Annotated in this window: 18 protein-coding genes and 1 tRNA gene; 5 read left to right on the forward strand and 14 right to left on the reverse strand. The window is 70.1% G+C overall.

Going from position 1 to position 19,493, the window contains the following annotated elements; genetic code table 11:
- Positions 1-83 precede the first annotated feature (83 nt).
- The 3 genes from ABZU43_RS08705 to ABZU43_RS08715 all read right to left on the reverse strand — a co-directional run bounded on the left by ABZU43_RS08705 (position 84) and on the right by ABZU43_RS08715 (position 1,377).
- Positions 84-503 carry a VOC family protein gene (locus ABZU43_RS08705; protein WP_088952055.1) on the reverse strand — a complete coding sequence of 140 codons (420 nt, stop codon included), beginning with the start codon at positions 501-503 and terminating at the stop codon, positions 84-86.
- Positions 504-538: 35 nt separating this feature from the next.
- Positions 539-940, reverse strand: coding sequence for an AraC family transcriptional regulator (locus ABZU43_RS08710; protein ID WP_355005898.1), 402 nt, complete (start codon positions 938-940; stop codon positions 539-541).
- Between the two features lie 360 nt (positions 941-1,300).
- Positions 1,301-1,377, reverse strand: a tRNA-Thr gene (locus tag ABZU43_RS08715).
- A 336-nt stretch (positions 1,378-1,713) separates the two neighbouring features.
- Here ABZU43_RS08715 and ugpC point away from each other — a divergent pair.
- Complete coding sequence (gene ugpC, locus ABZU43_RS08720) at positions 1,714-2,805, forward strand: sn-glycerol-3-phosphate ABC transporter ATP-binding protein UgpC (RefSeq protein WP_355005899.1); 1,092 nt, start codon at positions 1,714-1,716, stop codon at positions 2,803-2,805.
- A gap of 145 nt (positions 2,806-2,950) precedes the next feature.
- On the opposite strand, the gene rlmB is transcribed toward ugpC, so the two are convergent.
- Both rlmB and cysS read right to left on the reverse strand, forming a co-directional pair.
- Positions 2,951-4,084 carry a 23S rRNA (guanosine(2251)-2'-O)-methyltransferase RlmB gene (rlmB, locus tag ABZU43_RS08725; protein ID WP_355005900.1) on the reverse strand — a complete coding sequence of 378 codons (1,134 nt, stop codon included), beginning with the start codon at positions 4,082-4,084 and terminating at the stop codon, positions 2,951-2,953.
- A complete protein-coding gene (gene cysS / locus ABZU43_RS08730) occupies positions 4,084-5,499 on the reverse strand; it encodes a cysteine--tRNA ligase (protein ID WP_355005901.1) in 1,416 nt (471 codons plus the stop codon). Before cysS ends, rlmB begins: the two co-directional genes overlap by 1 nt.
- Positions 5,500-5,697: 198 nt before the next feature.
- Here cysS and ABZU43_RS08735 point away from each other — a divergent pair, with 198 nt between their 5' ends.
- Together ABZU43_RS08735 and ABZU43_RS08740 are read left to right on the forward strand one after the other, a co-directional pair.
- Positions 5,698-6,306 carry a helix-turn-helix domain-containing protein gene (locus ABZU43_RS08735; RefSeq protein WP_355006085.1) on the forward strand — a complete coding sequence of 203 codons (609 nt, stop codon included), beginning with the start codon at positions 5,698-5,700 and terminating at the stop codon, positions 6,304-6,306.
- A 1,137-nt stretch (positions 6,307-7,443) separates the two neighbouring features.
- Entirely contained in the window at positions 7,444-7,854 is a 411-nt protein-coding gene (locus ABZU43_RS08740) for a DUF559 domain-containing protein (RefSeq protein ID WP_355005902.1), read from the forward strand.
- A gap of 200 nt (positions 7,855-8,054) precedes the next feature.
- On the opposite strand, the gene ABZU43_RS08745 is transcribed toward ABZU43_RS08740, so the two are convergent.
- The 4 genes from ABZU43_RS08745 to ABZU43_RS08760 all read right to left on the reverse strand — a co-directional run bounded on the left by ABZU43_RS08745 (position 8,055) and on the right by ABZU43_RS08760 (position 11,744).
- Complete coding sequence (locus ABZU43_RS08745; RefSeq protein ID WP_355005903.1) at positions 8,055-9,749, reverse strand: S8 family serine peptidase; 1,695 nt, start codon at positions 9,747-9,749, stop codon at positions 8,055-8,057.
- Positions 9,750-9,938: 189 nt separating this feature from the next.
- The gene (locus ABZU43_RS08750) at positions 9,939-10,634 is read right to left on the reverse strand and encodes an HAD family hydrolase (RefSeq protein ID WP_355006086.1); all 696 of its coding nucleotides are present in this window, start codon (positions 10,632-10,634) and stop codon (positions 9,939-9,941) included.
- A gap of 19 nt (positions 10,635-10,653) precedes the next feature.
- Complete coding sequence (locus ABZU43_RS08755) at positions 10,654-10,782, reverse strand: hypothetical protein (protein WP_355005904.1); 129 nt, start codon at positions 10,780-10,782, stop codon at positions 10,654-10,656.
- A complete protein-coding gene (locus tag ABZU43_RS08760; protein ID WP_355005905.1) occupies positions 10,779-11,744 on the reverse strand; it encodes a DMT family transporter in 966 nt (321 codons plus the stop codon). Before ABZU43_RS08760 ends, ABZU43_RS08755 begins: the two co-directional genes overlap by 4 nt.
- A gap of 86 nt (positions 11,745-11,830) precedes the next feature.
- On the opposite strand from ABZU43_RS08760, the gene ABZU43_RS08765 reads away from it, so the two are divergent.
- Positions 11,831-12,376, forward strand: a complete 546-nt coding sequence (locus tag ABZU43_RS08765) for a CGNR zinc finger domain-containing protein (protein WP_355005906.1) — start codon at positions 11,831-11,833, stop codon at positions 12,374-12,376.
- On the opposite strand, the gene ABZU43_RS08770 is transcribed toward ABZU43_RS08765, so the two are convergent.
- From ABZU43_RS08770 to ABZU43_RS08780, 3 genes are all read right to left on the reverse strand, one after another.
- Entirely contained in the window at positions 12,343-12,942 is a 600-nt protein-coding gene (locus tag ABZU43_RS08770) for a GNAT family N-acetyltransferase (RefSeq protein WP_355005907.1), read from the reverse strand. The genes ABZU43_RS08765 and ABZU43_RS08770 overlap by 34 nt on opposite strands.
- Positions 12,943-13,039: 97 nt before the next feature.
- On the reverse strand, positions 13,040-13,222 hold the full coding sequence (locus tag ABZU43_RS08775; protein ID WP_354940258.1) for a DUF397 domain-containing protein: 183 nt from the start codon (positions 13,220-13,222) through the stop codon (positions 13,040-13,042).
- A complete protein-coding gene (locus ABZU43_RS08780) occupies positions 13,213-14,025 on the reverse strand; it encodes a helix-turn-helix transcriptional regulator (protein WP_355005908.1) in 813 nt (270 codons plus the stop codon). The genes ABZU43_RS08775 and ABZU43_RS08780 overlap by 10 nt, the downstream gene beginning before the upstream one ends.
- Before the next feature lie 483 nt (positions 14,026-14,508).
- Between ABZU43_RS08780 and ABZU43_RS08785 the strand changes: the two genes are divergently transcribed.
- Positions 14,509-14,799 carry a hypothetical protein gene (locus ABZU43_RS08785; protein ID WP_355005909.1) on the forward strand — a complete coding sequence of 97 codons (291 nt, stop codon included), beginning with the start codon at positions 14,509-14,511 and terminating at the stop codon, positions 14,797-14,799.
- A 15-nt stretch (positions 14,800-14,814) separates the two neighbouring features.
- On the opposite strand, the gene ABZU43_RS08790 is transcribed toward ABZU43_RS08785, so the two are convergent.
- The gene (locus tag ABZU43_RS08790) at positions 14,815-16,224 is read right to left on the reverse strand and encodes a class II fumarate hydratase (protein ID WP_355005910.1); all 1,410 of its coding nucleotides are present in this window, start codon (positions 16,222-16,224) and stop codon (positions 14,815-14,817) included.
- A gap of 35 nt (positions 16,225-16,259) precedes the next feature.
- Positions 16,260-19,241 carry a BTAD domain-containing putative transcriptional regulator gene (locus tag ABZU43_RS08795; protein ID WP_355005911.1) on the reverse strand — a complete coding sequence of 994 codons (2,982 nt, stop codon included), beginning with the start codon at positions 19,239-19,241 and terminating at the stop codon, positions 16,260-16,262.
- Positions 19,242-19,493: the final 252 nt, after the last annotated feature.

Consider the following 19,493-nt stretch of genomic DNA (forward strand, 5'->3'; position numbering starts at 1 on the left):
CCCCACCTCAACACACCGGGAGGTACGAGTTCGACCCCGTACCTCCCGGTCCTAACGCCGCGGCCCGGCTGATCGCACGCCCTCTACGCCCGGGGGAACATCTGGCCGATGCGGATCCGGTTGCCGAACGGGTCCCGGATGCCGAAGTCGATCCCGTACGGGCGCTCGGTCGGCTCGTCCGTGATCTCGACGCCCTTCGCCACAAGATCCTCGTGCGTCTTGCGGGCATCGTCAGTGGTCATGAAGAGGTACCCGCCGAGGGCACCCTTGGTGAGCAGCTCCCGGACCTGCTCGGCGGTGGCCGGGTCCAGCGCGGGCGGGCCGGGCTTCTCCAACAGGATCTCGCGCTCCGGGTCGCCGGGCAGGTTGACAGTGAGCCACCGCATGAAGCCGAGGTCCTGGTCGGTGTTGACCTCCATGCCGAGCTTGTTGACGTAGAAGTCAAGCGCGGCGTCCTGGTCGAGGACGTAGATCTGGGAGCGGCTGATCGCGTTCATCGTCATGCCCATGACGCTAGACGTAGCCCCTGACCTGCTGCTTATCCAAAACTGCTTGGTCGGGTCCAGGCTTTGGTGAAGCACGACGGCACGTTGGCCGGCGCGACGCGCTGACGCCGGAAATCCGAGGGCGACTCCCCGACGATCTGCCGGAACGTCCGGCTGAACGTGCCCAGGCTGCCAAAGCCGACGGCGTAACAGATGTCCGTGACGTCCCGATCGGTCTCCATCAGCAACGACATCGCCCGCTCCACCCGGCGGCGTTGCAGGTAGCGGTGTGGGGTCTCACCGAAGGTGGCCCGGAAGGTACGGATGAAGTGCGCCTGCGAGACGTGCGCGATCCGGGCCAACGCGGGGATGTCCAGAGGCTCGGCGTACGCCCGGTCCATCGCGTCCCGGGCGCGCAGCATCGCCCGGTTCGACTCCTCCACCGCCCGACTCATCTGTCCCCGCCCCGCTCCGCGCTGCTCGGCCCCAGGTTACCGTCGGGCACCGTGTCGTCCGATGTGGGACACCGTGCGCCAGCAGCGACACCGAACCGGTACGGCCGAGCTGTCACTTTCGGCTGTAGAAGTCGGCGGCCTCACCAGCGCGTGCCGGCGCGTTGATCTTCAAGGACTTTCCGTGATCTTGATGCTCGGTGCACCCACGGGGAGGAACGATGTGGCGTCCTTGTGATTCCCCCGTTGACCGCCGCCTGATGGCGGGACGGAGGCACGATAGCGAACTTGGTCGAGGTCCGGTTGCCCCTCGGGGCAACCGGCAGAGGCACAGCAGCGCCGATCGGAAAGGTCTGATGTAATTGGAGCCCCCGGCCGGGATCGAACCGGCGACATCTCGCTTACAAGGCGAGTGCTCTGGCCAGCTGAGCTACAGGGGCGCGCGCGTCGAGGTCAGCATAGCGACTGATCTCCGGTAATCCCGATCGCGAGGCCTCCCGAGCACGGGAATCGTCAACAACCCGACGCAGACTCGTTCGCCATGGCGTCGATTGATGTCTGACCGTGCCCGAGTGACCGGAATGCGTAGCCCGACTGGTGGGCTGGGCGACCCCCGCCTTGGCAGCAGGGGGAAACGCGTTTACGGTTCACACACGGACGACGACCGGGCGCCCCCGCGACCGAGCGCCGTCCGATGACCGGCACGGACACGTGCCGGTTGCTCCTTCACTCGGATCGTCCGGCACGTTCCTGCCGGTGAAAGGAAGCGCTTCACCATGGCTACTGTCACCTATTCCAAGGCATCCCGGGTCTACCCGGGCCAAGAGCGTCCCGCCGTCAACGAGCTGGACCTTGAGATCGGCGACGGGGAGTTCCTCGTCCTGGTCGGCCCCTCCGGTTGCGGTAAGTCCACCAGCCTGCGGATGCTCGCCGGCCTGGAGGACGTGGACGCCGGTTCGATCTACATCGACCAGCGTGACGTCACCCACCTTCCCCCGAAGGCCCGCGACATCGCGATGGTCTTCCAGAACTACGCGCTCTACCCGCACATGACGGTGTACGAGAACATGGCGTTCGCCCTCAAACTGCGCAAGACCTCCAAGTCGGAGATCGACCGGCGGGTCAAGGAGGCGGCCGCGCTGCTGCAGCTGGAGGAGTACCTCAGCCGTAAGCCGAAGGCGCTCTCCGGTGGTCAGCGTCAGCGTGTCGCGATGGGCCGGGCGATCGTCCGCGAGCCGCAGGTCTTCCTCATGGACGAGCCGCTGTCGAACCTCGACGCCAAGCTCCGCGTGCAGACCCGTACCCAGATCGCGTCCCTGCAGGCCAAGCTGGGCGTCACCACTGTCTACGTCACGCACGACCAGGTCGAGGCCATGACCATGGGTCACCGGGTCGCGGTGCTGCTCGACGGTGTTCTCCAGCAGGTGGACACCCCGCGGGCGCTCTACGACACCCCGGCCAACGTCTTCGTCGCCGGTTTCATGGGCTCCCCCGCCATGAACATCAAGACCGTTCCGCTGAACGAGCGGGGTGCCGAGTTCGCCGAGCTGCAGATCCCGCTGACCCGGGAGCAGGTCGAGGCGGCCCGCGCCGAGGGTGGCGACGGCAACGTCACCGTGGGCTTCCGCCCGGAGGACTGCGAGCTGGTCAGCCCGACCGAGGGCGGCATGCCGGTGGTGGTCGAGCTGGTCGAGGACCTCGGCTCGGACGCCAACGTCTACGGCCACGCCGCGCTGGGTGGCAACTCGGAGCGCTTCGTCGTCCGCACCGACCGGCGCAACATGCCGAACATGGGTGACACCGTGTTCGTCAGGCCGGTTGTCGGTCGCAGCCACTTCTTCCACGCCGCCACCGGTGGCCGGATCTGACGTAACGCCTTTACCGACAGGGGCGGTCCGCTTCGGCGGGCCGCCCCTGTCGTCGTACCGAAAACGGTTCTTCAGCCTGCCTGGGCACCTGACGACGAAGGCCCCCTCCCGCGCTCGGCGGGAGGGGGCCTTCGTTCGACGTGCGCTACAGCTCGACGGAGCGCCGGCGGGCGACCTCGGCCAGGGCGACCGCCGCCGCCACACTGGCGTTGAGCGACTCGACCTCAGAGATCATCGGGATGCTGACGGTCAGGTCGCAGGTCTCCCCGACCAGGCGGGAAAGACCGCGTCCCTCGGAACCGACCACCACCACCAGCGGACCGACGGCGGCCTCCAGGTTGTAGAGGTCGGTGTCGCCGTCGGCGTCCAGGCCGACGACCATGAAGCCGGCGTCCCGGCACGCCTTCAGCGACCGGGTCAGGTTGGTCACCTGCGCGACCGGCACCCGTGCGGCCGCCCCGGCGCTGGTCCGCCAGGCGGTCGCGGTGATCCCGGCGGCACGACGCTCGGGTACGAAGACACCCTGCGCGCCGAACGCGGCAGCCGAACGGATCACGGCGCCCAAATTGCGCGGGTCGGTCACACCGTCCAGCGCGACCAGCAGCGGGGCCTGCTGCTCCAGGGCAGCGGCGACCATGTCCTCGAACGGCTGGTACGCGAAGGGCGGCACCTGCAAACCGACGCCCTGGTGCAGCACCCCGCCGGTCATCCGGTCCAACTCGGCGCGGCTGATCTCGAGGTTGGCGATGCCCCGGTCGGCGGCGGTCCGGATGATCTCGTTGACCCGGTCGTCCATGTCGATGCCCTGGGCCGTGTAGAGCGCCGTCGCCGGCACGTTGGCGCGCAGCGCCTCCAGCACCGGGTTACGCCCGACCAGCAGCTCCGGGGTGTCCTTGGACGGGTTCGACTTGCGCCCCGGCGCGACCCGGGGGCCGGACCGCCCGCTGGGCTTGCCGCCCCGTCCGCCGGTGGCAGCACCCCGGCCCACCGGTACGCCCCGACCGCCGCCCCTGCCCCAGGTGGTGTCCTTGGAGCCGGGCTGACCGATCTTGGGGGCGCGCCCCTCCTCGGCCGCCGCGCGGCGCTCCTTGTCCTGCTTCCAGGCGGTGCGCTGGGGCAGCTTCTCGGTGCCCGAGTAGCCCTTGTGCCACGGCCGCTCGTCCGCGGGCAGGGTGCGACCCCGCCCGGCCAACGAATCCTTGTTCTTGCCGCCGGTGCCCTTGGGGGCGCCTGCCTTCGACGTCAGTCGCCGGCCACGGCGCTGCGAGTTGCCGGCCATCAGTCCTGCTCTCCAATAGTCCAACGGGGGCCCTGGGGGGTGTCCTCGACCACCACGCCGGCCAGCTTGAGCTGGTCACGCACGGCGTCCGCGGCAGCCCAGTCCTTGCGGCCCCGCGCCTGCGCACGCTGCTCCAGGGCCAGCGCGATCAGGGAGTCCACCACGGCACGAAGATCGTCCGATCGGCCGCCGCCGGTCCAGGCCGGGTCGAGGGGGTCGATCCCGAGAATATCCAGCATTGCCCGCACCACGGCCAGCGTGGTGCGGACGGTCACATCGTCGCCGACGCTCAGCGCGGTGTTGCCGTCCCGAATGTGCTGTTGCAGCACGGCCAGCGCGGCGGACGTGTTGAGGTCGTCGTCCATCGCCGCGACGAAGCCGGCGGGCAGCTCACCGAGCTGCCCGGCGCCCACCCGCTCGGCGGCCCGCTGCACGAAACCCTCGATCCGCCGGTACGCGGTGGCCGCGTCGCGCAGCGAATCCTCCGAGTAGTCGATCACCGAGCGGTAGTGCGCGGCGGCGTAGTAGTAGCGCAGCTCCACCGGCCGCACCCCGAGCGAGTCCACGTACGCCAGGCCCAGCGCGTTGCCGGCGGACTTGCCCATCTTGGCCCCGCCGATGCTCAGCAGCCCGTGGTGCACCCAGTAGCGGGCGAACGGCAACCCGGCCGCCTGAGACTGGGCGATCTCGTTCTCGTGGTGCGGGAACGTCAGATCCAGGCCACCGCCGTGGATGTCGAACTCAGGGCCGAGATAGCGCCAGCACATCGCCGAGCACTCGATGTGCCAGCCCGGACGGCCCAGACCCCACGGTGAAGGCCAGTACGCGTCCGCCGGCTCGTCCGGTTTGGCACCCTTCCACAGCGCGAAGTCGCGCGGATCCCGCTTGCCCCGATCCGGGGCGTCCCCAGCGGACTGCATGGCGTCCGGAGACTGACCCGACAGCGACCCGTACGCCGGCCAGGACGCCACGTCGAAGTAGACGTCGCCGGAGCCGTCACTCGCCGGGTACGCATGCCCGTCGGCGATCAACTTCGTGATCAGCTCGTGCATCTCGGGGATGTGCCCGGTGGCGCGCGGCTCGTAGGTGGGCGCCAGCACGTTCAACGACCGGTACGACTCGGCGAGCAGCAGCTCGTTGGCGTACGCGATCGACCAGAACGGACGACCCTGCTCGCCGGCCTTGACCAGGATCTTGTCGTCGATGTCGGTCAGGTTGCGAATGAAGGTGACCTCGTAGCCGGCGGCCAACAGCCAACGACGCAGGACGTCATAGTTGACGCCGGAGCGAAGGTGACCGATGTGCGGCGGAGCCTGAAGGGTGAGACCACACAGGTAGACCCCCACCTTGCCGGCTTCCCGCGGGACGAAGTCCCGCACCGATCGGGTGGCGGTGTCATACAGGCGTAGCGTCACCGTACAAGGGTAGCTGTCCGTGCCTGTCCGGGTCCGCCGGTGCCGGGTCGTACGCTGCCAGGCGTGGATGCGACCGCACGCTCCGGTGGCTCCGGTGACCCGCCAGCCAACCCCACCACCCCCGCCGACCCGGCCCTCCACCGGGCTTCCGGGCCGGCCGACGCGGTTGCGGGGCGGGGTGGGGAGACGTCGCAGACGCTGGACCGGGGGTTGCGGCTGCTGCACCTGGTCGCCGACGTCTCCGGCGGTCTGACCGTCACCGAGGCCGCGAATCGGCTCGGCATTGGCCGGGCCGCCGTCTACCGACTGGTCACTGCGCTGACCGGGCACGGCATGCTGCGTCGCGACGGAGACGGTCGGCTGCGCCTCGGTGCCGGGTTGCTGCATCTGGCCCGACGGGCCCAGCCGCTGCTCGCCGAGGGTGCGCTGCCCGCGCTACGCCGCCTCGCCGAGCAGGCCGGCGCGACCGCACACCTGACCGTCGTCGAAGGTGGTGAGGGCGTCGCCCTGGCCGTGGTCGAGCCGAGCTGGACGTCGTTCCACGTCGCGTACCGGGCCGGGGCACGACACCCACTGGAGCGGGGGGCGGCCGGACGGGCGATCCTTGCCGGTCGCGCCGGGTCGGCCGAGCCGCTCAGTAGCAGCGGAGAGTTGCAGGCCGGGGCGTACGGGGTGGCCGCACCGGTGCTCGGCGTACCCGGCCTGGAGGCCAGCGTCGGCGTGGTCGCGCTCGCCCCGCTGGACGTCGACTCCATCGGCCCCGAGGTGCTGGCCGCCGCCCGCGCGATCGCCACCGCCCTCAGCTGACCTCTGACCGCCGCGCGCTCGCCGCGCGCCCCGCCCCGGCTTGATCAACTCGGGTTCACGTAAGTCGCGGTGTCCCAGAGCCAGCGACCGCCCGACTTTCAGGAACGCGAGTGGATCACCGCCCGTGGGCGGCCCGAATGCCTGATTGGTCGGCCGCCCTGGCCGGTGCCATAGCACGATTGGCTGGCGGATTCGTGGTTGTCCACAGGGCTGGCGGCACCCGCGGGCCGGGTTGTCCACAGGGGTTTCGGAGGCCAGTCGGTGGTCGGCAGGCTGCGTGGCATGCCCCCACGTCCGCATCGCCCCGATGCCCTGACCTGGCAGGTCTTCCGCGGCTCCGACGCTGTCCGAGGCGGCCTGCTCACCGAACATCAGTTGCGCAACTCCGCCTGGGTGCGGTTGCGCCACGACATCTACGCCGATGCGCGGTTGGATCGGGACCACGCCCTAGCGTGTCGCGCCGCCCTCCTCCGACTACCGCCCGGCGTGGTGGTCGGCGGTCCGTCGGCCGCCTACCTGCACGGCGTCCAACACGCCGCGAGCTTCACCGACGACGTCCACGTCCTCGTACCCCGATCGTTACGGGTCGGCTCACAGCGCGGCCTCCGCGTGCACGTCAACGCCATCACTCCGCTCACGGCGAGCGAGACCGCTGAGCCGACGGCGTCAACCACGCGACGACCGGCAGGCACAAGACGACCACCAGACGCAGGACGACAGCCAGAAGCGAGCTGTCCGTCGACCCCAGGGAACCAGCCAGACGCAGGACGACCACCAGACGCAGGACGAATGCCGGTCGCCGGACGACCGCCGAGCGCGGGGGGTCCACGTGATGCAGCGCGACCCACGGGAGTGGGCCGCCCACCTGCCGGCGGAAGGTCACCACGCCCAGCACGGCAGCTGTCCCGCCCGGCGGCCGTGTCCGTCGGAGCCGCGGGCTTGGTGGTGGCCGGCCGGGGCGGTGGATGGGCGGCGGGCGGGCCGCCCAGGACCAGGGAGCGGGACCTCCCGATCCCCCGGTCAGATCCCGGGCGGGCCGCTTGGGAGACGGCTGTCTGGCTCGACCCGATCCGGGCGGTCGCCATCGTCGATTCGCTGCTCGGTCAGGGGCTTGCCGACCGCGACACGCTCAGCACCATGGCTGCCCGCAACGCTGACCGCCCCGGTGGCCGACGAGCGCGCTGGGTGTTTGACCTGGCCGACGGCGGAGCCGAGTCTCCGCCCGAATCGCACCTGCGGGTGCGGTTGGTGCTGGGCGGGCTACCGCGCCCGGCGGTTCAACATCCGGTGCGCCTGCCCACCGGCGTTGTTCTGCATCCCGATCTGGCCTGGCCGCAATACCGGGTGGCGGTGGAGTACGACGGAGAGTGGCACTCCGGCGTGGAGCAACTGCACCGCGATCGCCGTCGGCTGAATCAACTGGTCGGCGCAGGTTGGCTGGTCCTGCACGTGACCAGCCGACGGCTGCACGGCGAGTTTCCGACGGTGCTTCGAGAGGTACGCGAGGCGCTGGTCAGCCGAGGCTGGCGACTGGGATCGTCCAGATGACCGGGATCAACTCGGGTTTCTGGAAACCGCGCCATCCTCCAAGGCACCAACACCGCACCTTCCAGGAAACCGAGTCGATCATGAACAGCGCCGGGCGAAGGTCGGTGACCGCAGGCATGGACGACCCGAGGCCCGGTCGACGACGTGTCGACCGGGCCCCGGGGGACGGTGGCGGTTGGGCCACCGCAGTGCGATGTGCGCTACGGGCGGGCGTTCGGCTTGAGCGGGGTCTTCACCGCCGCGTAGGCGTCGACGATCCCGTAGCCGTAGAAGCCGTTGAAGTTGACCCCACCGGCGCAGTACGCGTCGTAGGTCTCGTCCCGGCCCTCGTTGCGGTACTGCTGGAGGCGCGGCTCCGGGCACGCGTGCTCGGCGGCCGTGCGGTAGAGGTGCTGCTCGACCTGGTCCGGCGACATCCCGAAGCCATTCCGACCCTGCGCCTTGCCGTACCGGCTGACGATCAGTGCGGCGACACCGGCGGCGTGCGGGGACGCCATCGAGGTGCCCTGGAGGTACGTGTAGTAGCCGCACTCACCGTTGGCCTTGCACTGCTTGAAGACCGAATTCTCGAAGCCGGGGACGATGTTGCCGTCGGCGTCGACCGATTCTTCCTCCTGAAGCACGTGCTTCGGGTACGAGGAGAGGATCATGTTGGCGTCAGTACGGAAGGTGTCGGTGCCGAAGCCGTCCCGGAACCAGCCTCCCGGCGCGGCGACCGAGATCTGCTCGGTGCCGTAGTTGGAGAAGTCCGACTTCTTGCCGGACGGGCCGACCGACGACACACCGATCACGTGCGGGCCCTCGGTGGGGAGGTCCCAGCAGCTCTCGTTGTCGATCGGTCGGGGGTACGGGTCGGCGCCGTAGTCGGGGCTCGAGACATCGGTGCGCGGTGCACCCAGGTCCTCGTTGTTGTTGCCGAGCGCACCGACGAGGGTCACGCCCTTGTTGTGCGCGAAGACGAGCGCCCGCTTCATCGCCTTGATGATGGCCCGCTGCTCGGCCTGGTCCTCGGGGGAATCGGCCGGGTTGGCGGTGCAGTTGTAGAGCCACGGGTCGACATAGAACGACATGTTGACCACGTCGATCCCGGAGCGGCCGGCGTAGACCAGAGCGTTGACGACCGGGTCGAGGAAGAAGTAGCCGGAGTCCTGGCCACCCTTGAGCTCGACCAGCGAGACGTTCGGGGCGACGCCGGAGAGTCCGAAGCCGTTGGCCGCGGCGCCGATGGTGCCGGCCACGTGGGTGCCGTGCCCGCCGTCGTCGGTGCCGACCGGGTCGAGGCAGCTCGGCACCTCGCAGGGGCCGTCCACGTCGGTCAGGTCGGGCGCGAAGTTGCGCGACAGCGACCAGTTGAAGTTCGGCGCGATGTCCGGGTTGCTGGCGTCGACGCCGGTGTCCAGTACGCCGACGGTCACCCGACGGTCGCCCGGCTCGATCTTGCGGGCCTTGTCGGCCCGGATCATCTCCAGGCCCCAGAGCTTGTCGTCGAGCGGATCGAGCTTTGCGCCCTTCTTGGCAGCACCGGCAGCACCGGCACGAGCACCGGCAGCGGCCAGCAGGTGCTCCTGCTCGACCCGGTCCAGCTTCGGCTTGCGGCCGATGGCCTTCTGCTCGGCGGCACCGATCAACGTCGGCGCGGCGGTCGCCCTGGCCGCGAAGTCGGCCCGGTCGCTGCTGACCTGGAACATGCCGACCTCATCGGACCGGGACACCACAGTGCCGCCAGCCGCCCGGATCGCGGCGACGGCCGTGTCGATGGCGACGCCATCCTCGGCGACGACAGTGAAGGTCCGGGAATCGCTCGGCGCGGCGTTGGCCGGCACACCCAACCCCGTAGCCGTAAGTGCCAGCACAGCCGCGGTCGCGACCGTACGGGCGGTGAAGCGCTTGCTCACCACATCGGATCCTCTCGTTGAGGGACGTGCCAGCCATCACACAACACCGATCCGCATCGCGCCAGATGAACGCCCGTTATAGCCGTGAATCACGCCAGTTCGGGCCGCACCCCGGCCACACAGACAGCCCGTACAGACGCAGGCCGCACAGACACAGGCCGCACAGACACTTGCGCCCGCCGGCTCGACCTACACGCCTACCGCGTCGACACCCAGTTTCGCGAGCGCGGCCGGCAGCTCGGCCATGCCGGATACTTCGGCGTCGGGTCGGCAGCCGGGCGGGCGAGGCAGGCCGAGTCGGTTCAGCCACACCGACCGCAGGCCGGCCCGGCGAGGCGCCACCACGTCGTGCTCCCAGGAGTCGCCGACGTACACGATCTGGCCGGCTGGCACCCCGGCCGCCGCGACCACAGCGGCGTAGAACTCCGGGGCCGGCTTCTTGGGCAGGCCGTTCTCGTGCGCGTACAGCTCGAAGGCGAACTCGCCGCTGAGTCCGCACCGTTCGGCGCGGCTGTTGCCGTTGGTGGCGAAGCCCAGCGTGTACCGGCCCCGCAGCGTGGCCAGCGCCGGTGGTACGTCCGGAAACGGTCGGGTGAGGGCGAAGCGCTGGGCGAAGAAGAGGTCCGTGATCTCGTCCAGATGGTGGACCAGCGCGGCACGGGCCAGCGACCGGGCCAGTGCGGCGCGCCTAATCTCCGCCACCGGGGCGGCCTTCAGCTCGCCGAAGACCGCGCCCCAGTCCGACTCCAGTTCGGCGAGCGTCACCCCGGCCGCCGCCGATGTCCGTCGTCGCATCTCGTCGAGGACCGCCACCAGCCCACCCGTGACCGCCGGACGCAGGTCCAGAAGCGTTTCGTCAGCGTCGAACACCACAGTGGTCAGCACGACACCCACCCTCTCACCGTCAGCGCAAGCCAGCGGCAGCGCAAGCCACCGGCAGCGGCAGCGGCAGCGGCACCGACAGCGGCACCGACAGCGGCACCGGCAGCGGCAGCGGCAGCGGCAGCGGCAGCCAGCGGCCCGCCGAGGTCACCGACCGTCAAGCGCCAGCTCGGGCTCGGGCGTGACCGGCCCGTGCGGCGCGGGCGACCCCCGCAGTTCGTCGAGGCGTACCAGGGCGACGCCGGCGACGATCAGCGCACCGCCGAACAACTGCCAGCCGGTGGGCAGCTCGTTCAGGAACAACCACGCGATCAGCACAGCGAAGAGCACCTCGGTCAGCCCGACGAACGACGACAGGCGGGGCCCGAGGATCCGGGTGCCGGCGATGCCGGCGAGGTACGCGATGACGGCCGCCACCAGCGACAGCCCGGCGATGGGCACCAGCCAGCTGGTGGGCTGCCCGGCGAAGGTGACCTCACCGAAGGTGGCGTGCAGCGGCAGCAGGCCGGTCAGCCCGATGAGCAACAGCACGGCGGCACCGACTGCCATTCCACCGCTGGCCATGGCGACCGAGGGCAGCCGGGGGTCGACGCGGCCGGCGAGCACGAAGTATCCGGCCAGGCCGAATGCCGCGCCCAGCCCCCAGAGCACGCCCACCGGGTGGAAATCGGAGGTGCCGGCGAGGTCGAGCACGAACGCCAGTCCGGCCAGCGCGGCCACCGACCCGGCGATGGTGAGCCGGCGGGGCGGCTGCCCGTGCCGCAGCCACATCCAGACCACCACGAGGATGATGCCCAGGTATTCCAACAACAGAGCGACACCGACCGGCAGGTAGCGCACGGCGTTGAAGAAGCACACCTGGGCCACCGCCACCCCGAGGAGCCCGAACAGCCCGATGGTCGCGGCGTTGCTTCGCAGCACGTCCCACTTGCCCCGTAGCGACAGCAGGGCGGGGATTGCCAGCACCAGGGCGGCCACGCCGACGCGGGCGATCACAGCGGACTCGGCTGACCAGCCGGCCTCGATGAGCGACCGCGCGAAGGTGCCGGAGGTGGCGAAGGTGACTGCGGCGAGCAGCGCCAGTCCGATGCCGGCAGCAGATCGTGAGTGCATGTCGCGCTCCTCGCAATGGGCACCGTGTCATGAGCAAACTATCCTTGTGCTGATGACGCTAGGCGGGAGCCGTGACAGGAGTCAAGTTGCTATTCGCTCATGACACCGAATGTTCGCTGATCGCCGCGGCGGCGCTGGTCAACACCGCGGGTCGGGACGGTGAGTTGCTGCCCGACATCGCGGCGCTGGACGCGTTCTTCGTCCGCCACTCCTACAGTGGCCGGCACGAGCACACCGAGGCCGAGCTGCGCGCCGTACGGGAGTTGCGGCCCCAACTGCGCCGCATCTGGCACGCCGAACCACCCGAGATCGTCGCTGTGGTCAACGGCCTGCTGCTGGAACACAAGGCGCTGCCCCAGCTCATCGAGCACGACGACGAGCCGTACCACCTGCACGCCGTTCCCCGCGACGCGCCGCTGGCGACCCGGATCGCGGTCGAGGCCGCCATGGCGATGGCCGACCTGGTCCGTAGCGGCGAGCTGAGCCGATTGCGGATCTGCGAATACCCGGACTGCGACAACGTCGTCGTCGACCTGTCCCGCAACCGCTCCCGGCGGTTCTGCGAGGCCGGCTGCGGCAACCGCGCCGCGGTGACCGCCTACCGCGCCCGCCGGGCCGCCGGCCGCTCCTGACCGATGGTCGCCCACTCCTCGGCCCGCACCTCGTACTCCACCTCGCCCTGCTCGGTGCCCGGAATCGGGTGATCCCACTGGAGGTGGAAGGTCCGCACGTAGTGCAACCCGGCCTTCACCATCACCCGCCGGGAGCGTTCGTTCACAGTCATCGTCTCGGCCCAGACCCGGCGCACCCCGACGGTGTCGAAGGCGTACCGGACCAGCGCCCGTGCCCCCTCGGTGGCCAGCCCCCGCCCCCACGTCGGGCGGCGCAGCCGATAGCCCAACTCGGCCTCGGTGCCGTCCGCCGACGGGTCCAACGCGAACCAACCCAGGAACTCGCCGGACGCCCGATCGTGCGCTGCCCACCGGCCCAGCCCGGGATGCCTGTCGTACTGAGCCAGCAGCCTCGGCAACTGCTCGTCCCGGACGGTCGCCGGCGGGGTCGCGACGCCACCGGTCAGAAAACGCATCACCTCGGGGTCGCTGTCCAACTCGACCAGCGCGTCCACGTCGGCAATCGTCAGCCGCCGCAACCGCAACCGCTCGGTCCCCGCCGGCACACCCACGCCATCGTCACCCATAGCCCGGATCATCCGTCCCGCTCAAGTCTCCGTCGACCTGTTTACCAGGGCCAGTTGCGCGGAGAACCCGACCGCCGTCGCGGGCGAGGCGGTCGGGTCAGCGCGGGGGCGCGACCACGAAGAGCCGCCAGGAGTACGCGTCGACAACGAGCACGGGCCCGTCCGAGTCCTTACTGTCCCGCACCCCGACCACCTCCCCAAGATTCGTAGCCACCTCGACACACTGGTCGTTGGAACCACTCCGGCTGCTCTTACGCCACCGGGCTCGGGTCAACTCCACGACTCTGCCACTTCCCTCAGCAACTCGATCGACTCCTGCGGTGGCAGCGCCTGCCCGAGGGTAGCTTCCCAGGTCCGTTGTAGACGCAACAGATCCGCAGGTAGATCGAGTTCCTGGCCGCCAATCTGGCCACCAAGGTAGGCAAGATCGCTATGGTCGTCCACGGTGGCAAGGATGAATGGCCCGTTCAGGCCGGGATACTCCTCGGCCGAGCGGGGCACCACATGGAGCTGAACCCGCGGATGCTCGGTCGCCAAGCGGGCCAGGTGCAGAGACTGCTCGCACATGACCTTCCGACCGCCGACGCGTCGCCTCAGCACCGACTCGTCAAGCACCGCGACCACATGCGGCGGGCGATCCCCGTAGAGGATCCGCTGGCTGTCCATTCGGTCCGTCAGCCGACGCTCGACCTCATCGGCATCGAGCAGTCGGTCCGACTCGAAGATCGCGCGAGCATAGTCTTCGGTTTGCAGCAGTCCAGGGACGTGCAGCGGGTCGAACCATCGCAGCGCCCGCGCCTCCGCGAGGATCGCACGCCAACCGCGCAGCCAGGCCTGAGCCTTGTCCAGGCTGACCAGTTCGGTGGACATCCGGCCGAAGAGGCCGCCGGTGTCGAGGGCCCGGTCGACGAGTTCCAGGTACTTGGCGGTTGGCGGCTGCTGGCCCAGCTCGACGGCGCTGACCATCGACGCCGAATAGTTGACCGCCTTGGCCAGCTCATCCTGACTCCAGCCGCGCCGGACCCGCGCCCGTCGCAGCTCCGCGATCAGGAACGCCGCCGCCGTCATCTGTCCATCGGCCATGCCGTGCCCGCCCTCCACCCCGCCGACGACCATTTCCAGCCGGCCGCCAGCGGTGGTGCCACCCAGAACAGGGCGACTATGACGACGCGGCCAAACCCTTCCGACCGTAGTCGCCTGATCACCAGACTGTGAAGTGCGGCACCGCTCCCCGTCCCCCGGGATCTGCCGGCGCCGCACGGGACCGCCCGCTCCCCCGTGCCGGGCGGTCCCAACCCCACCGAAGCCGACCGCTCCACCAAGATCGCGCTCGATCCTGGAAACAGTGGTCTCCTGGCGCGCGAAGGCCACTACATCCAGGATCGAGCGCGATCTCGACACGAGCAACGCAGCGCAGAGTGGTCAGCGCAGTCGGAGCAGTCGGCGCAGCGCGGCACCGTCGGCGCAGCGCGGCACCGACGGCGCGGTCAGCGCGGCCGGCGCGACGCGGCCGGCGCGAGCGGGGGTGATGCCACGAACGATTCAGCTCCAAAGGAGGACCCCACCATGCCCCGGAGCACCCTGGGCGGGCTCACCACACGCTCCTGCCGGCCGCACCTGCCGCTGCGCCCACTCTGGCTCTGCCGGGTCTGCGCCGCGCCCTGGCCGTGCCCCATCGCCCGACTTGCGCTGCGGCAGGAGTACGCGCACGACCGGATCGGGCTCAGCATCTACCTGTGCACGGTGCTGCACGAGGCGGCTCACGACCTGTACCTACTCAACCCGCACGACGGCCCCGACCCTGCGGCACTTTTCACCCGCTTCCTCGGCTGGGCGAGACCGCGACACCTGTACTGAGCAGGCCAGGACGGGTCAGGGGTGGGTCATCCGAAGCAGGTCCAACGTCTCGTCCAGTTGGGTCTCGGTGAGCTTGCCGGAGTCGACGTGGCCCCGGGAGATGACCACCTCGCGGATCGATGCCTGCTTGGCCAGCGCCTCCTTGGCGATCGACGCGGCCTCGTCGTACCCCAGGTAGCGGTTGAGCGGGGTGACGATCGACGGTGAGCCCTCGGCGTACGCCAGGCAGACCTCGGCGTCCGCGACCAGGCCGACCACCAGCCGGTCGGCGAAGAGCCGGCTCACCGCGGAGAGCAGCCGGATCGACTCCAGCAGGTTGCGGCCCATCACCGGGAGCATCACGTTCAGCTCGAAGTCGCCCTGTGAGCCGGCGAAGCCGACCGTCGCGTCGTTGCCGACGACCTGGGCGCAGACCTGTCGCATCGCCTCGGCGACCACCGGGTTGACCTTGCCCGGCATGATCGACGAGCCGGGCTGGAGGTCCGGGATGCGCAGCTCGCGCAGACCGGCGCGGGGACCGGAGCCCATCCAGCGGATGTCATTGGCGATCTTGTAGAGGCCGATCGCCACGGTCCGCAGCTGCCCCGAGGTTTCCACAAGCGCGTCTCGCGCGCCCTGCGCCTCGAAGTGGTTGCGCGCCTCGCTCAGCGGCAACCCGGTCGACTCGCGCAGCTTGTCGATCACGGCGGCGGCGAAGCCGAGCGGGGTGTTGATCCCGGTCCCCACGGCGGTGCCGCCCAACGGCAGCTCGGCCAGTCGGGGCAGCGCGCCCTCCAGCCGTTCGATCCCGTAGCGGACCTGGGCGGCGTACCCGCCGAACTCCTGGCCGAGGGTGACCGGGGTGGCGTCCATCAGGTGGGTACGCCCGGCCTTGACCACGGTCTCGAACTCGGCGGCCTTCGCCTCCAACGCCGACGCGAGGTGGGCCAGCGACGGCAGCAGATCCTCGACGATGAACTGGGTGGCCGCCAGGTGGATCGAGGACGGGAAGACGTCGTTGCTCGACTGGGAGGCGTTGACGTGGTCGTTCGGGTGCACCGGTGAGCCCAGCTCCCGGGTGGCCAGAGTCGCGATCACCTCGTTGGTGTTCATGTTCGACGAGGTCCCCGAGCCGGTCTGGAACACGTCCACGGGGAACTGGTCGTCGTAGCCACCGTCGGCCACGTGCGCGGCGGCGGCAGCGATCGCGGCGGCCACGTTGGCGTCGATGACGCCCAGCTCACCGTTGACCTCGGCCGCCGCGCCCTTGATCTGGGCGAGGGCCTTGATCTGGGCCGGTTCGAGGCCCCGGCCGGAGATGGGGAAGTTCTGCACCGCACGCTGGGTCTGTGCCCGCCACAGCGCCTCGGCGGGCACCTCCACCTCGCCCATCGAGTCGCGTTCGATGCGGTAACCGGTCGCCTCTGGAGTCGTCACGCTCACCATCCTGCCGCGCCCGTGGCCGACTCGCAGATGATCCGTCAGCCCAACTCGGTCAGCAGCCGCTCCACCTCGTGCCGGTCCGGCGACTCGATCTGCCGGAACAGTGCCAGCGCCTGCTCCAGGTGCGCGCGGGCCGCCGCCGGATCGGTGGCCCGTACGCAGCGGGCGATGCCCTCCAACGCCCGGGCCTTCTCGTAGCGGGCTCCGAGCCGGCCGGCGTCGGCGAGCACCCGGCGGTGCAGGTCGAGCGCGCTGGCGGTGTCCCCCTGCTCCAGGATCGCCCGGGCCAGCAGATTGCGTGAGGCACACTCCCCCATCCGGTCGCCGACCTCCATCATCGCTACCAACGCGTCCCGGTGCAGGGCCGCGGCATGTTCCAGATCGCCGACAATGCGTTTCATCACGCCGATCTCGTTGAGCACCTCCCCCTCGCCGAAACGGTCGCCCAGTTGGCGTTTGAGGGACAGCGCGACCCGCAGCAATCGGCGGGAAGGCTCCAGGTCGCCCATCCGGTGCCGAATCATTCCGAGTTGCCCCAGCGCCTTGTGGGTCTGCCTCACGTCCTTCGCCTGTCGAGCCAGCAGGAGATGCAGTCGGGCGTGGCGCAGCGCCTCGTCGTACCGCCCCCACCGGATCAACGCATAGCACAGGTTGTGCAACAGATTGGTCAGCTCATCCGCGTCGTCCAGCCTGCGGATCATGCTGAGCGCCTCGTCGAACTTCGCCTTGCCCTGCCGGAAGTCACCGTTCGAGGCATACGAGACGCCGAGATTCCACAGCGTGCTGAGCACGTCGCCGCGCAACCCGAGCTGGCGGCGCAACCTGAGCGCCACCTCCATCGACCGGATCGCCTCCGGGAAGCGGGCCAGCCGGAAATACGCCGAGGAGAGGTAGTTCAGCATCAGGGCGATGGCCGCCTCGTCGCCCAGCCGCTCGGCGACTCGAAGCCCGATCGTATGGGTCTCGATCAGCTCGTCGAGGTGCCCGCCGTCGAAGTTGAGCCGCCAGCAGGCCCGAGCAAGCTTCCAGCAATGGATCGGGAAGCTCTCCTCCTCGGCGATCCGAACGAGGGCGGTGAGCCCGGCGTGGTTCTCCTCGAACCACCCCCGCCCCTCGGCCACCGGCACAGCCGTCAGATCCGGACGGCGGGGCGTGTCCGCGGGAATGTTGCGTCGACTGCCCGCCGCCTCGATCCTCCGGGCGACCGCCAACGTGATGGACAGATGGTGGTCCAGTAACCGCTCCAGGGCGGCCCGGCGCTCCGTCTGCCGCTCCGGGCTGGCGAGCAGCAGCCGAGCGTACTCGCGGAGCAGGTCGTGTAAGCGGTACCAGCCCGGCTGCACCTCGTCCACCAGGTGCGCGTCGACCAACTCGTCCAGCACGTCCTGGGTGTCGGTCAGGGGCAGCTCGGCGAGGGCAGCGGCCACCCGGCTGTCCAGGCGTCCCCCCGGATGGAGGCTGAGCAGAGGGAACAGCCGCTGCGCCGTCGGTGAAACCTGCTCGTACGACAGGGCGAACGCCTGCCCCACCGAGCGCTGCCCGGCGGTCAGCTCGGCCAACGGACCCGCTCCCGTGACCAGCCGCTCGGCGAGGTCGGCGACCCGCCAGCGAGGCCGATGCGCCAGCCGTGCGCCGGCCAACCGGATGGCGAGCGGCAGGTGGCCGCAGCGACGCGCCACCTCGGCCGCCGCCTCCGGTTCGGCGGCGATCCGATCCAGGCCAGCAACCCGGCCGAGCAGTTCGATCGCCTCGTCGGCGTCGAGGACCGGCAGTGACGACGGCCGACCCTCGTCGAGCCCGACCAGTCGACGACGACTGGTGATGAGGACCAGGCAGTGCGGGCCGTTGGGCAGCAGCGGGGCCACCTGGTCGGCGGTGCCGGCGTTGTCCAGCACCACCAACGCTCGCCGACCGGCCAACTCGATCCGCCACAGCGCCAACCTGTCGTCAAGGTTCTCCGGCACCCGCTCCGCCGGCACGCCGAGCTGGCGCAGCAGGGCCGCCACGGCCGTGGCCGGCGTCAACGGCCGGCGTTCGCTGTGCCCGTGCAGATCGATGAAGAGCTGGGCGTCAGGATAGCGGTCGGCGAGCGCTGTCGCGACATGTACGGCGAGCGTGGTCTTGCCGCTGCCGGCCATTCCGTCGACCACCTGTATCCGGGTGCCGTCCTCCTCGATCTCCTTGACCAGGCGGGCCACCGTCTCCTGCCGACCGATGAAATCCCCTATCGCCCGGGGCAGTGAACGGACCGGGCCGACGGGTTGGGCCGGTCGACCGGCCAGGGCGAGGTCGCCGGCGAGTACCCGCTGGTGCAGCTCCTGCAATTCGGCGCCCGGTTCGATGCCCAACTCGTCGGCGTACGTCTGCCGGCCTTCCCGATAGACGGCGAGAGCGTCCGCCTGCCTCCCGACCGACGACAGGGCCAACATCAGTTGACCGCGCAAGCGCTCCCGCAACGGATGCCGATCGACGCTCTCCGCCAGTTCCTCGATCAGCTCCGCGGCCCGGCCGAGCCTCAGCTCGACGTCGACGTACTCCTCCAGCGCGGTGAGGCGTTGGTCGTCGAGCGTCTGCGCGCGACGACGGACGCTGACGCTCGGGATGCCAGCGAGTGCCGGCCCTCGCCACAGCGCCAGGGCGGCGCGGAAATCCGTACGCGCCTCGGCCAACCGGCCGGCCACAACGGCGCCCCGGGCCGTCTCCACGCCTCGAACGAAGACGTCGGCGTCCAGGTCGTTCGGGCTGGTCCGAACGCCGTACCCGACCGGGTCGGTGACGATGAGTTCGGGTGCGAGGTTGAGTTCGGTGAACCGGCGGCGCAACCGGGACACGCAGGTCTGCAACTGGGCCCGGGCGGTGGCTGGGGGGCTGTCCTCCCACACGGCGTCGACCAACTCGTCGACCGGCACGAGCCGACCGGCCCGCAACAGCAGCGTGGCGAGCACGACCCGATCCCGACCCGCCGTGACAGTGGACTCACCACCACCAACCCGTAGAGGCCCCAGGATCAAGAACCGCATCTACTCCTCCACCCCCGTGGCACACCAACCAGCAGCGTAGTCCCGTTGTCACCGCCCGACACAGCACGGTGAGAGCGATGTGAGAGCGGATCGATTGCGGCACACCGAAAACTTGTTCCAGGTTGGCGGTGACGACATCCGACGGGGGCGGTGCGCCCGTCCCACCCCCCCGGAGGGTGGGCGTACCGATGTCGGTGCAGAACTACCGACGCTGGAGGCGCCAGGCGAGAGCCTGGCGACTCCACGCGGGAC

This window comes from Micromonospora sp. NPDC005205, assembly GCF_040608275.1.
Classification (GTDB): Bacteria; Actinomycetota; Actinomycetes; order Mycobacteriales; family Micromonosporaceae; genus Micromonospora.